Raw genomic sequence first — 14,189 nt, forward strand, 5'->3', positions numbered from 1 at the left:
TCGGCCGCAATGCTTTCGACATGGCTCAGTCGCGCTCGCCGGAGCGATAGCGTCGCTCGATGCGCTGGTAGTCGCCGTTTTGCCGCAGTTGCCGCAGCGCCAGATTGAAGCGGTCGCGCAGCGCGCGGTCATGGAAAACCGCTGGATAGCCGGTGGTTTGCGGGAAGATGTCGTAATACCTGACGGCCTCAGCGGTGGGCAGGCTGGCGGCGAGCTTGCCGCGAAACCAGTCGAACACCGCGCGGTCGATGATCAGCAGCTCCACCCGGTTGGCCCAGAACATCCGGCACTGGTTTTCCTGGCTGGCGCTCTCGTGATAGTTGTGGCGGAAGCGCCCGGAAGGGTCGGGCTGGTAGATGGCCTGGAACACGGGGCCCAGATCGCGCCAGCCGTTCTGCCAGATGGCGAAGCTGTGGCCGCCAAGGTCCAGCAGCGAGCGGATATCCAGCTGCCGGCCCTGCTTGCCGATGGCGACATTGCGGTATTCGATGAAGTCGTCCGAATAATAGACGCCCTTGCCGTCGGGGCCGCGCTCGTGCACCGCCGAGGCGATGTCCGCGCTGCCGGCGGCGACGGCGCGCCGCAGCCGCGAATTGGGCACGATCATGATTTTCATCGCATAGCCCATCCGCTCCAGCGCCGCCCGCATCAGCTCCACCTCGATGCCGGTGTCGCCCAGCTTGTCGTCGTGGAAGGAAAACGGCGGCCGGCTGGAGGAAAAGGCGACGCGCAATTCGGCCGCGCCGGCCTGGGCCGTCAGCAGCAGGGCGCACGTCAGAACCGGCAGGCTGGCAAGGCGGGCGGACAGGGTTTTCATCGGCTGGGGGGCTGCTCGCGGTATTGCCGCAGCAGCAGCTGATAGCGGCCGCTGTCGCGCAGCGCCGCCAGGCCCTGGTTGAATTGGCGGATCAGCCGCTCGGCGTCGGGGCGGCGGCGGCTGACGATCAGGTACAGTTCGCTGCTCTGCGCCTTGCCGATATCGGCGATGGCGAAGGGCACGTGTGGGCCGAATAGCCGGCGCATCGCGTAATCGGCGACGAAGTCGTTGCAGGACACCAGGTCCACGGTGTCGCTGTTCAGCATTTTCAGGCAGTTTTCCAGCGTTGGCGGCCGCTCCAGCCGCAATTGGTATTTGCGCACGTCGGCGTCGACATAGGCGGTGGTCCAGCCCAGCGGCAGGCACAGGCGCTTGCCTTGCCAGCGTCCCTTGCGCGCATCCTCGTCGTCCTGGCGGGCGAAGTAAGAGAAGCGGTCCTGATGCAGCGGTTCGGAATACAGAAAGGCTTTCTCGCGGTTTTCATCGCGGGCATAGGGAAAGCTGGCGGCGAAGCGGCCCTGCTCGGTTTCCGAATAGGCTCGCTTCCAGGGCAGGAAAACGATGCTGGGGGCGGGCTGGCCAGCCGCCAGAAAGGCTTCGCGCACCAGCACCGCGCTGATGCCGCCCTGGGGCAGGGCCGCGCCGGTATAGGGCGGAAACTCGCCGGTGACCAGCGCGAGCGCATCCGCGTCCGGCTCGGCGAAGCCGTAGCCGGCTGCGCCGCAGGCCAACAGCGCGGCGAAGGCAAACTTGGGAATGGCGCTCATCAAGACAGGCCGGAGTGGGTGTGTCTTGATTATCGGTCAAGCCCGAGGCAAGGCAAGGCGGCTCAGCCGGCGTCCGGCTCTGCCCGGCCGCCGCGTTTGGCTGGTTTGCGCGGCTGCGCGGCCGGCTCGCCCTTGCGGATGTGGTTGAGGCGGCGGCGGATGTTGTCGCTGTCCAGCCAGATGTCCTCGCCTTTCTGGATGCGGTCCAGCTCCTCGTCTGTGAGGAAGGGGCGGCAGATGTGGCGCATCACCTTCTCGAACCACTTGCCGCTGGCCATCACCTGGGCCTGTTGCTCATTGCCCTTGCCTATCAGTGCCGACGAGTAGTTGTGGAACATCAATTGGCAGGTGTCGTGGACGATCAGCTCGTCGCCGGCGAGGAAGATCAGCGCGCCCATCGAATAGGCGCGCGCTTCCAGGATGGTGACCACGTGGGCCGGGCTGGCGGTGATGTTGTTGATGATCTGCAGGCCGGCGTCGAAATTGCCGCCCGGGGTGTTCAGGTGCAGAAACACGATGTCGGTGCTGCTGGCGGTGCGCAGCGTGTACAAGAGGTCGGTGTAGTGGATGGCGGCGCCGATCTCGTCGGACAGGTAAAACGATATCTGCCGCACCGTGCCCTGGGTTTCATATTGGCGATACAGCGGGACGGGCTTGTCGTCGTCGTCCGCGTCGGGGTTGTGGCGAGGCATGGCGTTTCTTCCTTGTGCTTGTCTTTCCAATCTAGCCGGGGAGAGGAGGGCTTGCCTTGCAATGGCGCAAGTTGAGGGGCTAAGGAATCCGCTTCGCGGATGATGATTCGCATGGCGGGGCTGCCCGCCGGGCAGGTCAGGGAGCTGTCTCGCCAGCTCCCCGACACCCCTAGGCGACCCCAGCAGCGCTGCGAAACCCCGGCTCCAAAGCCATTCCCAAGGCGCCGCCGGAACTAGCCGCGCGCTAACGTCGCGCGGCGTCGAACAACCGGCGGCTTAAAACCTTGGGAATGGTTTCGGAGCCGGCTTGCGCTGATGGGGAAGGGCGAGTCGGTTCGGTTCCACGCGATTGGTAGAGGGTACGCCACATGGGGCTCAAGGCAAATTCAAGAGGCAAAGCCAGGTAAGGCTATGGATGGTGGAATGCGGGGAAAGGCCGGGCTTCCTCCCTACAAGAGGTTGAGCGTGAGTGACGCGCCCCTTCCCCTTTCAGCACGCGCCGGCAAAAAAGCGCTGGGCAAGGTTTTAAGCCGCCGCTTGTTCGACGCCGCGCGACGGTAGCGCGTACTGCTGAGCGAATCAAAGATTCGCACGCATGTAGTTTCGGCGGCTCCTGGCCCAGCGGTTTTTTGTCGGGGTTTCGCGGGCTGCAGGGGCGGCCCGGGGTGGTGAGGGGCTGGCCGCGCGGCCCCCTCACCCGTTCGCCGGGCGGAACCGGCATCTAAATCATTATCCGCGGAGCGGATTCAAGAGCGTGAGAAGGTATTAGTTTTAATTTTGAGGGTAAACTAAGCGAGTAATTGGCTTGCGGCCTGCGGTATATATACGTATGAATATGCGTCGGCCTCGTAAGGATGTCGCTCCCCAGTCAAAGTGGCTAATGTCAGAAAATGTTAATGTGTGTGAGGAGTTTGCTTTTATTTCTATATCGTTGAAATCATATTCAGGACTGGCCATGGGTGTGTAATGACGAGTTGGCCATTTTCCCGAAACATAAATCAAGCTCCAATGTGTCAGAGTGATTGATTTGGGAGACAAGTTGCGAATGGTAATGTCGTTGCCAATGTCAGGTAAACTTCTGAAGTTATAAGATATTTCAATGCGAAACCTATCTCTCCACATTTCATATAACTTAATAATGGCTGAGGCTGATACTGAAATGGTCAAGAAGGATACTCCAATTTGGATGGAGGATGGCATAGGGTTGATTGGGTAGCGATTTACCTTCATTACAGCAAAAATAGGATATGGGACGCCTGAAGCAAAGGAAAAAGGCCAACTCCGAGGTGGCCTTTTGTTGAGTGCGTTATGAAAGTCGTTGAGCCTACGCGCTCAACTCCTTCAACACCTCCTTCACCTTCACGATCCGCTGCGCCACCTCCGGCAGCGGCTGCTCCACCCGCAACTTGTCCTGCCCGGCCAGGCGGTAATTCTTCTTGCTCTGGATCAGCATGATGATCTTCACCGGATCGATCGGCGGATTCTTGATGAAGGCGATCTGCACCGCCACCTCGCTGGCGTCCAGCTTTTGCACGCCCAGCTCCTTGGCCACCAGGCGCAGGCGGTGGCTTTCGATCAGCGTCTTCACGCTCTGCGGCGGCAGGCCGAAGCGGTCGATCAGCTCCTCGTGGATGCCGTCGATCTCGGCCTCGGTCTCGCAGCTGGCCAGGCGCTTGTAGATCAGCAGCCGTTCGTGCACGTCCGGGCAGTAAGCGTCCGGCAGCAGCGCCGGGCTGTGCAGATTGATCTCGGTGGTGACGCCCAGGGGGGCATCCAGATCTGGCGCGCGGCCCTTTTTCAGGTCGCGCACCGCCTGTTTCAGCATTTCGGTGAACAGGCTGAAACCCACTTCCTGCATCTCGCCGGACTGGCCTTCGCCCAGCACTTCGCCGGCGCCGCGGATTTCCAGGTCGTGCATCGCCAAATAAAAGCCCGCGCCCAGCTCGCCGGACAGCTGGATCGCCTCCAGCCGCTTCTGCGCGTCGCGGGTCATGCCGTCCGGCGTCAGCAGGTAGGCGTAAGCCTGGTGGTGCGAGCGGCCGACGCGGCCGCGCAGTTGGTGCAGCTGCGCCAGGCCGAACTTGTCGGCGCGGTTGATCAGGATGGTATTGGCGTTGGGGATGTCGATGCCGGTTTCGATGATGGTGGAGCACAGCAGCAGATTGAAGCGCTGCTGCAGGAAGTCGCGCATCACCTGTTCCAGCTCGCGCTCGCGCAGCTGGCCGTGGGCGACGCCGATGCGCGCTTCCGGGATCAGCTCGGCCAGCTTTTCCCGCATGTTTTCGATGGTGTCGACTTCGTTGTGCAGGAAGAACACCTGGCCGCCGCGCTTCAGCTCGCGCAGCACCGCCTCGCGGATCACGCCGTTGGAGAGCGGGCTGACGAAGGTTTTCACCGCCAGCCGGCGGCTGGGGGCGGTGGTGATGGCGGAGAAGTCGCGCAGGCCTTCCAGCGCCATCGACAGCGTGCGCGGAATCGGCGTGGCGGTCAGCGTCAATACGTCGACATTGGCGCGCAGCCGCTTCAGCTGCTCTTTCTGGCGCACGCCGAAGCGGTGTTCCTCGTCGATGATGACCAGGCCCAGGTTCTTGAATTCGATATCCGGCTGCACCAGCTTGTGGGTGCCGATGACGATGTCGACGCTGCCGTCGGCCAAGCCGGCCAGCGCGGCCTTGGTTTCCTTGCCGCTACGAAAGCGCGACAGTTCGGCGATGCGCACCGGCCAGTCGGCGAAGCGGTCGGAGAAGTTCTGGAAGTGCTGTTCGGCCAACAGCGTGGTGGGCACCAGCACCGCCACCTGTTTGCCGCCCATCACCGCGACGAAGGCGGCGCGCAGCGCGACCTCGGTCTTGCCGAAGCCGACGTCGCCGCAAACCAGCCTATCCATCGGCTTGCCGGAGCACATGTCCTGGATCACCGCCTCGATGGCGCCGGCCTGGTCGGGGGTTTCCTCGAAGCCGAAGCCGGCGGCGAAGGCGGCGTAGTCGGCGTGGGACAGCTGGAAGCTGTGGCCCTCGCGCGCCGCGCGCTGCGCGTACAGGTTGAGCAGTTCGGCCGCGGTGTCGCGCGCTTTTTCCGCCGCGCGTTTTTTGGCCTTTTCCCAGGCCGGGTTGCCCAGCCGGTGCAACTGGATGTCGTCGGTGGCGCCGCCGGCGTAGCGCGAGATCAGCTGCAGCTGGGACACCGGCACGTACAGCGTGGCGCCGTCGGCGTACTCCAGCTGCATCAGCTCGGTTTCGCCTTCGCCCAGATCCATGGTCACCAGGCCGACGTAGCGACCGATGCCGTGCGCCTCGTGCACCACCGGGTCGCCGGCTTTCACTTCGGCCAGATCGCGCAGCATCGCGTCGGAGCCGGCGCGGTTGGCCTTGCGGCGGGTGTGGCTGCGCGCCACGTGCTGGTACAGCTCGCTTTCGGTCACCACCGCGATGCCCTGCTCGGGCAGGGCGAAGCCGGAATAGAGCGGGGCGACGGCCAGCGCCAGCGCGGCTTTGCCGCCGGCGAAGTCGGCCCAGTTGTCGACCGGCGTCGGTTTGATGCCGTTGTCGGCCAGGAAGGCCAGCATGGTTTCGCGCCGGCCCAGGCTTTCCGCCGCCAGCAGGATGCGGCGGCCGCCCTGGGCGATATAGCTTTGCAACCGGTGCAAGGGCGCGTCGGCGCGGCGGTCCACCGCCAGCTCGGGCAGGGCGAGGCCGGGGGCGGCTTCGTCGGCGGACAGTTCGATGCGGGCGTAGGGCTTGAGCCTGGCCATCAATTCGTCCGGGCGCAGGAAGATGTCGGCCGGCGGCAGGATGGGGCGTTCCAGATCGCCGCGCGCCATGTCGTAGCGGCCTTGCGCGTCGCGCCAGAAGGTTTCGGCCGCGTCCTGCACGTCGTGGTGAAGCACCAGCAGCGCGTCCTCGCCCAGGTAGTCGAACAGGGTGGCGGTTTCGTCGAAGAACAGCGGCAGGAAGTATTCGATGCCGGCCGGCCACAGGCCCTGCGACACGTCCTTGTAGACGCGGCTCTTGCTTGGGTCGCCTTCCATCTTTTCGCGGTAGCGCTGGCGGAAAGCGGTGACGCCGCTTTCGTCGGCCGGGTACTCGCGCGCCGGCAGCAGGCGGATTTCCGGCACCGGGTACAGCGTGCGCTGGGTGTCGGGATCGAAGGTTTTCAGGCTGTCGATCTCGGCGTCGAACAGGTCGATCCGGTACGGCAGTGGCGAGCCCATCGGGTAGAGGTCGATCAGGCTGCCGCGCACCGAGAATTCGCCCGGCGCCATCACCTGGGTGACGTGCTGGTAGCCGGCGGTGACCATGTCGCCGCGCAGCTTTTCCACGTCCAGCTGCTGGCCGGCCTTGAGGAAGAAGGTGCGGCCCAGCAGGTAGCTCACCGGCGCCAGCCGCCCCAGCGCGGTGGACACCGGCGCGATCACCACCTGGCATTCGCGCTGGCGGATCTGCCACAAGGTCGCCAGCCGTTCGCTGACCAGTTCGCCGTGCGGCGAGAAATGGTCGTAGGGCAGGGTTTCCCAGTCGGGGAACAGCGCGATGGAGAGTTCCGGCGCGAAGAAGGGCAACTCGGCCTGCAGCCGCTGCGCGGACTGGGCGTCGGCGGTGAGGATCAGCAGCGGCTGGCGTTGGCGCGCCAGCGCGGCGACGGTCTGGCTGTCCAGCCCGTCCGGCAGGCGAACGCAGCGGGTTTTCTGGCCGCGGGGCGGAATGATCGGGAGCGTATCCAACTTGATCTGGCTTCTACGAGGTTGAGCTTGCCGCGATTATAACAGTCCGCCGGCCATGCCCATGGGCTTTACCTGCGATCGGAAGCTGGCGGGCGGCGGGAATCCCGGCTATCGTATGCGTTTGGCTCAAGCCCGCTGTATTTTGGCATGAAGAAATACAAAGCGTAATGCCATTGTGGTATCAAAAATAAGAATGTATCCATGGCGGCCGCCCGCGCGGCGGCGGCGGTGGAGCGGCGATCGGCAAGATCCGGCATACCGGACGACAAGAAATAGAAGGATGGAGCGTGAGAGCCACACCTTGGGTGGAGGAGTTGCTGGTTTTCCTGGGGTTTGCCGCCTGCCTGGCCCTGTGGCCGCGCAGTCCGCAGGCCGTGTTGTCTTTGGCCAGCTTCGCGCCGCACGGCCTGTTCTGCTGGCAGCTGCTGGCCCGCGGCGCGCGGCGCAGCTGGTGGTGGCCGCTGGCGGCGGCGCTGATCGCCAGCGAGGCGGCTTCGCCGCTGTGGGCGCTGGCGCTGGCCGGCTCGCTGTTTCTGATTCTGCCGGGTTTGCGCCTGGGCGGCTTGCTGCGCGCGCGCGCGCGGCCGGCCACGCCCGGCGAGCTGAGGCATCTGCTGCTGACGCTGATAGCGTACCCGGCTTTGCTGGTGGCGTTGCTGCTGGGCGCCGGCGCGTGGCTGGCGGGCGGGCAGCGGCTGCCGCCCTGGTCGTGGACCTGGCAGTGCTGGGCGGCGGCGAGTTCGGCGCTGTTCCTGTGCGCGCCGCTGGCCTGGCCGCCGCGGCAACGCTTGGTCCTGCCGCTGCGCATCGAGCTGGCGCTGATCCTGGCGTTGGTGGCGGGCGGCGCCATGCTGTTGCTGTCCAGCCAGGCGGCCTTGAACATTCCCAGCCAGCTGCTGTTTTTCCCCCTCATCCTGTGGGCGGCCTGCCGCACCGGCCTGGGCGGCGCCGCGCTGACCGCGGGCATGGTGACACTGGCCTTGTCGCTGGCGGCGCTGTCGCCGGACTGGCCGCTGCATCCGGGCATAGGCAACGCCTCCACCGATCTGCTGCTGGCGCTGGCGCTGAACGTGTCCGGCCTCCTGGTGGCGATCCTGATGGACGGCCACCGCGCGGATGAAGAGACGCTGCGCACCTTCCGGGCGCGGATCGAGTCGCTGGTCAACAACAGCCCCACCATGATGTCGTTGAAGGACATGGAGGGCCGCTACCTGCTGGTGAACGCCGCCTACGCGCGCCGGGTGGGCGTGTCGGCGCAGTCGCTGCTGGGCCGGCGCCCGGAGGACGTGTTCGACCGCGCCGACGCCGCCCAGATCCGCGAGCAGGACCAGCAGGTGCTCAACTTGCTGGCGCCGCGCCAGTTCGAGGAGCATTTCAGCCTGAACGGCCTGGAAACCTATCTGCTGGCCTCCAAGTTTCCGCTGTTCGACGCCGCCGGCCGTCCGGCCGGCGTGGGCAGCGTCGATACCGACATCACGCTGAGCAAGCGCGAACAGAAAGCCAAGCGCGAAGCCGAGGAGCGCTATCTGGCGCTGGTGGAGCAGTCGCTGGTGGGCATCTACATCCTGCAGGACGAGCGGCTGGTCTATGTCAATCCCAAGCTGGCCGACATCCTCGGCTACGAGCAGGAGCAGATGACGGGCATGACCATGGGCCAGGTGCTGGCGCCGGGCGAGGCCAACCGGCTGCGCCAGCAGGTGCTGCGCCGCTTCCGCGACAATATCGCGGTGATGCACTACTCCACCCGGGCGCTGCGCCGGGACGGCGTGCTGGTGGACATGGAGGTGCACAGCCGCCTGTTCGAGCTGGAGGGGCGCAAGGCCATCATCGGCGTGGTGATGGACATTTCCGAGCGCCTGCTGGCCGACACCAACCTCAGGCTGGCGGCCAAGGTGTTCGAAAACTCGGCCGAAGGCATCCTGATCCTGGATGCGGCGGCGCGCATCATCGCCGTCAACGACGCCTTCACCCGCATCACCGGCTATGCCGAGGAGGAGACGCTGGGCCGGGCTTCGCGCATTTTCAGCCTGGGCCAGCGCGAACGCGAGGCGATGCAGGAGGCCTTGGCCACGCTGGGCCACTGGCAGGGCGAGATGCAGGACCGGCGCAAGAACGGCGAATGGTATCCGGCGGAGCTGTCGATCTCGGCGCTGCGCGATGAAGATGGCCAACTGTCCAATTACGTGGCGGTGTTTTCCGACATCACCCAGCGCAAGGAGGCGGAGGAGCGGCTGCAGTTCCTGGCCAATCACGACCCGCTGACGCGGCTGCCCAACCGCAGCAGCCTCACCGCCAGGCTGGACGAGGCGCTGGCGCAGATGGCCAGCCAAGGCGGCCAGCTGGCGGTGATGTTCATCGACTTGGACCGCTTCAAGCTGATCAATGACTCTTTCGGCCACCAGGCCGGCGACCAGCTGCTGTGCGAGATCGCGCTGCGGCTGTCGCGGGTGGTGGGCGAGCGCGGCCTGCTGGCGCGGCTGGGCGGCGACGAATTCACGCTGTTGATGAGCGGCTTCGACAAGCACAAGCAGCTGGCCGAGATGGCCGGCGACATCCTGGCCGAATTGGGGCGGCCGCTGAGCCTGGAAGCGCACGAGGTGTTCATCACCGGCAGCATAGGCATCAGCGTGTTCCCGCACGACGGCCAGGACGCGCGCACGCTGCTGAAGAACGCCGACGTGGCGATGTACCGCGCCAAGGATTCCGGCAAGAACACCTATCAGTTCTTCGACATCGGCATGAACACCCAGACCTTCGAGCGGCTGCTGCTGGAAAACGGCCTGCGCATGGCGCTGGAGCGCGGCGAGTTCGAGCTGCACTTCCAGCCGCAGTTGGGCGCCGGCAGCCGCCGGCTGGAGGGCGCCGAGGCCTTGATCCGCTGGCGCCATCCGCAGCTGGGCCTGGTGCCGCCGGTGCGCTTTATCGCGCTGGCCGAGGAAACCGGCCTGATCAAGCCGATAGGCGACTGGGTGCTGCACGAGGCCTGCCGCCAGCTGGCAGCCTGGGACCGAGAAGGCGTGCGGGTGCCCAGGCTGGCGGTGAACCTGTCGCCGCGCCAGTTCGGCCAACCCTCCTTGCCGGCCAAGGTGGCCGGCGCGCTGCAGGCGGCGGGCCTGGCGGCGGAGCGGCTGGAGCTGGAAATCACCGAGAGCATGATCATGCAAAGCCCGACCGAGGCGGTCAGCCTGCTGTCGGAACTGAAGGCGCTGGGGGTGTGGCTGTCCATCGACGACTTCGGCACCGGCTACTCGTCGCTGTCGCACCTGAAGCGTTTCCCGCTGGACACGCTGAAAATAGACCAGTCCTTCGTCGACGGCCTGCCGGCGGACGAGGACAACGCCGCCATCGCCGAGGCGATACTGGCGATGGCCAAGAAGCTGAAATTCCACGTCGTCGCCGAAGGGGTGGAAAACGAGGAGCAGGCGGCATTTTTGCAGAACAAGGGCTGCCACACGCTGCAGGGCTATCATTTCAGCCGGCCGCTGCCGGCGCAGGAGTTCGCGGCGCTGGCCGCCGGCTGGCAGCTGCGCGACCAGGCGGCCGGCATTCCGGCGTGAGGCTGGGCCTGGGCCCGGCTTGGCGCTAGAATGGCGGGATTCTGAATCGAGACCCCGCCATGAGCAACAAACGCCTGATACACGGCTTCCACGCCATCAACGCCCGCCTGTGGCAGAACCCGAAGAGCCTGCTGGAAATCTGGCTGGCCGGCGGCCGCCACGACGCCCGCGCCAAGGCGGTGCTGGACAAGGCCGGCGAGGAAAAGATCAAGCTGCACATCGTCGACAAGGAACGCCTGGACAGCATGAGCGGCAACGCCCGCCACCAAGGCGTGGTGGCGATGATAGACGCCAGCATGAACTACGTGGACCTGGACGACGTGCTGGAAAACCTGTCCGAGCCGCCGCTCTTGCTGATCCTGGACGGCGTCACCGACCCGCATAATCTGGGCGCCTGCCTGCGGGTGGCCGACGCGATGGGCGCGCACGCCGTCATCGCCCCCAAGGACCGCTCCGCCACGCTGAACGCCACTGTCTCCAAGGTGGCCTGCGGCGCGGCCGAGGTGGTGCCTTACATCACCGTCACCAATCTGGCGCGCACGCTGCGCGAGCTGAAGGACCATGGGGTGTGGATCGCCGGCACCACGATGGAAGCCGATACCGACCTCTACCATTTCGAAGCCGCCGGCCCGCTGGCCTGGGTGATGGGCGCCGAAGGCGAGGGCATGCGCCGACTGACGCGCGAGCACTGCGACGTGTTGGTGTCGATCCCGATGTTCGGCACCGTCGAAAGCCTGAACGTGTCGGTATCGTCCGGCATGGTGCTGGCGGAAAGCCGCCGCCAGCGCGTGGTCAAGGCGCAGGGCTGATTCGATCCGGCGCCTGCCGCCAGGCGATGCCGCTCCCCCGCTTGCGGGCGGGCGGCATTTTTCATTCGGTCGCGGGCTACTCTTGTCCGCCCAGCACATCCCGCGTCAGCGCGAGCCAGGCGCGCGCCGCGTGCGACAGATAGCCGCCGCGCTGCCAGATCAGCGCCAGGTGCCAGTACAACTTGGGGTCGTACAGCGGGATCACGTCGTACTGCTCCGGGTTGAGGCGGCTGACGATGCAGCGCGGCAGCAGGGTGATGCCCAGGTTGGCCGCCACCAGCTCGACGATGAAGTCCCAGTGCGCGCTGCGGCCGACGATGTTGAGCGGCTTGCCCAGCTCGCGGAAGGCGTCGCCGATGCGGCGGCTCAGCGTGAAGTCGTCCGGGTACAGCACCAGCGGCTGGTCGGCGATGTCGGTCAGTTGCACCAGCGAGCGGCCATGCCAGCGCGAGCCGGCCGGCGCCACCAGGCACAGCGGGTCGCGCACCACCGAATAATGGTCGAACAGCTGGCTGTCCACCGGCAGCACCGCCACGCCGATTTCCAGGTCGCCGCTCTTGATCCGACTTTCTATGCCGAGCGCGCCGTCCTCCACCATTTTCAGCTCGATCTGCGGGTAGCGGCGGCGGAAATGGCTGACCACCGGGGCGAAGAAGGCCACGCCCACCATGGGCGGCAGGCCCACCACCAGTTCGCCGCTGCTGAGCGAGGCCAGGTCGGCCAGCTCGTGTTTGAGCTGGTTCATCGCCGACAGCACGTCCAGGCCGCGCTCGTAGGTGACGCGGCCTGCATCGGTCAGGCGGAAGCTGCGGCCTTCGCGCAGGATCAGCGGCATGCCCAGCTCCTCCTCCAGCTGCTTCACCATCTTGCTGATGGTGGGCTGGGTGACGAACAGCGCGTCGGCGGCCTTGGTGAAGCTATGGCATTTCACCAGTTCGACAAAATAACGCAGCGCGCGGATGTCCATTTCCATTCCTGTTTGGAATCATGTCGATAATTTTAATTCATTTTTAGAATGCATGCCGGCTGGCTATACTTTCACCAACTCCTAAGTTTTGATGGAAGCCGATCATGGCCAGCCGCTTGTTTCACCGCCTCGCGCCCTTGCTGCAGACTTTCAGCCAGGTGTTGCTGCTGAGCCTGGTGTGGCTGGCGGCCAGCCAGCTGAGCCAGCGCTTTCTGCCGGCGATGCCGGCCGGCGTGCTGGGGATGCTGCTGGTGCTGGCCGGATTGTGGTCTGGCCTGCTGCCGCTGAAATGGTTCAAGCACGGCGCGCGCTGGCTGCTGGCGGAGATGCTGCTGTTCTTCATCCCGGCGGTGGTGGCGGTGGTGCAATACCCTCAGCTGGTGCTGAGCTCCGGCCTGCGCATAGTGCTGGTGATCGGCCTGTCCACCATGCTGGTGATGGCGGTGACCTCGCTGGTGGTGGACCGCTGCTACCGGCTGGAACTGATGTTGCGGCGGCGCGGCAGCAATCGCAAGGCGCAGCTGAAGGCGGAAGTCCATGGAGCATGAAATCGCATTGGTCTCGTTCGTACTGACGGTGGTCTTGTACGGACTGGTGAAAAAGTATTACCTGAAAACCCGCAGCTGGTGGAGCACGCCGATTCTGGCGGTGCCGTTGCTGGTGATCGGCCTGGTGGTGCTGGCCCGCGTGCCTTATCCCACCTATTTCGCCGATACCCGCTGGCTGACCTGGCTGCTGGGGCCGGCGACGGTGGCGTTCGCGATACCGATCTACGAGCAGCGCGCCTTGATCCGCAAGCACTGGCTGTCGCTCAGCTGCGGCGTGCTGGTGGCGATTCCGGTGGCGGTGTTCAGCTCGGTGTGGCTGGCGCGCTGGCTGGATCTGTCGGAAATGATGCAGAAAAGCCTGGCGCCGCGTTCGATCAGCACGCCGTTCGCGTTGGCGGCTGCGCACACGCTGGGCGGCTCGGCCGACCTCACCGCCTTGTTCGTGGTGGTGACCGGGGTGTTCGGCATGATGGCCGGGCAGCTCATGCTGGCGGTGTTGCCGGTGCGCTCGGCATTGGCCCGCGGGGCCTTGTTCGGCGCCGCCGCCCATGCGGCGGGCACGGCCAAGGCGGCGGAGCTGGGCGCGGAAGAGGGCGTGGTGGCCAGCCTCACCATGATGCTGGCCGGCGTGGCCACGGTGTTCGCCGCGCCTTTGATCGGATATTGGATTTAACGGTTCTTGTTGTGAGCCGGCCGTCGGTGGGGTGGCGGTCGGTGGGTTTCTCCTCCCCGAAACGAGCGTTGATTAGGGCCGGCCCTTGTGGGGTCGGCCGTTTTTTTGCCCGCGTGGTCGTAATCGTGGCTGTGGCCGTGATTGTCCTGGCCGAACGGGGTGTGGCAGACGCAGGGCGAGCCTTCGGCAGCCTCCACCAGTGTCTGCAAAATGCCGCAGTCGGCGGCTGGATGGCTTTCATGGCACTTGTCGCGCAGCGCCAGCAATTGCTGCTCCAGCAGGCGCAGCGCCTCCACTTGCTGGTGCACCTTGACGATCTGCTGATCGATCAGCTGGTTGATGTCCTCGCAATCGTGCTGGTGGTCGGCCTTGAACGCCGCCAGGTTGCGGATGTCGGCCAGCGACATGCCCAGCGAGCGGCAGTGCAGGATGAAGTTCAATTCGCCCAGCTGCTCCGCGGTATAGCGGCGGTAGCCGGAAGCCGAGCGCAGCGGCGCCGACAGCAGTCCCTCGCGTTCGTAATAGCGTATGGTTTCCACTTCGCAGCCGGTCTGGCGCGCTAGTTCCCCGATCAACATGATGCCTCCCGATAGAATCCGCTTGACCCTGTAGTGGCTACAGGGTGTGCAATGTGCCCAG

10 protein-coding genes are annotated in these 14,189 nt (G+C 65.4%); 4 read left to right on the plus strand and 6 right to left on the minus strand.

Annotated elements, in window-relative coordinates; translation table 11 throughout:
• Positions 1-25: 25 nt before the first annotated feature.
• The 4 genes from MY55_RS18225 to mfd all read right to left on the minus strand — a co-directional run bounded on the left by MY55_RS18225 (position 26) and on the right by mfd (position 6,996).
• Positions 26-817: a substrate-binding periplasmic protein gene (locus tag MY55_RS18225; RefSeq protein WP_065202852.1), complete on the minus strand. Its 792-nt coding sequence runs from the start codon at positions 815-817 to the stop codon at positions 26-28.
• Positions 814-1,584: a substrate-binding periplasmic protein gene (locus MY55_RS18230; protein ID WP_052878121.1), complete on the minus strand. Its 771-nt coding sequence runs from the start codon at positions 1,582-1,584 to the stop codon at positions 814-816. The genes MY55_RS18225 and MY55_RS18230 overlap by 4 nt, the downstream gene beginning before the upstream one ends.
• A gap of 62 nt (positions 1,585-1,646) precedes the next feature.
• Positions 1,647-2,276 carry a Clp protease ClpP gene (locus MY55_RS18235; protein ID WP_043580831.1) on the minus strand — a complete coding sequence of 210 codons (630 nt, stop codon included), beginning with the start codon at positions 2,274-2,276 and terminating at the stop codon, positions 1,647-1,649.
• A 1,324-nt stretch (positions 2,277-3,600) separates the two neighbouring features.
• Positions 3,601-6,996, minus strand: coding sequence for a transcription-repair coupling factor (mfd, locus tag MY55_RS18240; RefSeq protein ID WP_065202853.1), 3,396 nt, complete (start codon positions 6,994-6,996; stop codon positions 3,601-3,603).
• Between the two features lie 287 nt (positions 6,997-7,283).
• On the opposite strand from mfd, the gene MY55_RS18245 reads away from it, so the two are divergent.
• Positions 7,284-10,553 (plus strand): sensor domain-containing protein, encoded by a 3,270-nt coding sequence (locus MY55_RS18245; RefSeq protein ID WP_099049668.1) that lies wholly within the window; start codon positions 7,284-7,286, stop codon positions 10,551-10,553.
• Between the two features lie 59 nt (positions 10,554-10,612).
• Positions 10,613-11,362 (plus strand): 23S rRNA (guanosine(2251)-2'-O)-methyltransferase RlmB, encoded by a 750-nt coding sequence (gene rlmB, locus MY55_RS18250; protein ID WP_043575725.1) that lies wholly within the window; start codon positions 10,613-10,615, stop codon positions 11,360-11,362.
• Between the two features lie 76 nt (positions 11,363-11,438).
• Here the strand turns inward: rlmB and MY55_RS18255 are convergent, their stop codons facing one another.
• Positions 11,439-12,329, minus strand: a complete 891-nt coding sequence (locus MY55_RS18255) for a LysR family transcriptional regulator (RefSeq protein WP_043575861.1) — start codon at positions 12,327-12,329, stop codon at positions 11,439-11,441.
• 104 nt (positions 12,330-12,433) lie between these two features.
• Between MY55_RS18255 and MY55_RS18260 the strand changes: the two genes are divergently transcribed.
• On the plus strand, positions 12,434-12,877 hold the full coding sequence (locus MY55_RS18260; protein ID WP_043575722.1) for a CidA/LrgA family protein: 444 nt from the start codon (positions 12,434-12,436) through the stop codon (positions 12,875-12,877).
• Positions 12,867-13,550: an LrgB family protein gene (locus MY55_RS18265; protein WP_047237866.1), complete on the plus strand. Its 684-nt coding sequence runs from the start codon at positions 12,867-12,869 to the stop codon at positions 13,548-13,550. Before MY55_RS18260 ends, MY55_RS18265 begins: the two co-directional genes overlap by 11 nt.
• Here the strand turns inward: MY55_RS18265 and MY55_RS18270 are convergent.
• Positions 13,547-14,128 (minus strand): Cd(II)/Pb(II)-responsive transcriptional regulator, encoded by a 582-nt coding sequence (locus MY55_RS18270; protein ID WP_244270696.1) that lies wholly within the window; start codon positions 14,126-14,128, stop codon positions 13,547-13,549. The genes MY55_RS18265 and MY55_RS18270 overlap by 4 nt on opposite strands.
• Between the last annotated feature and the right edge of the window lie 61 nt (positions 14,129-14,189).

Source organism: Chromobacterium subtsugae (genome assembly GCF_001676875.1).
GTDB lineage: Bacteria > Pseudomonadota > Gammaproteobacteria > Burkholderiales > Chromobacteriaceae > Chromobacterium > Chromobacterium subtsugae.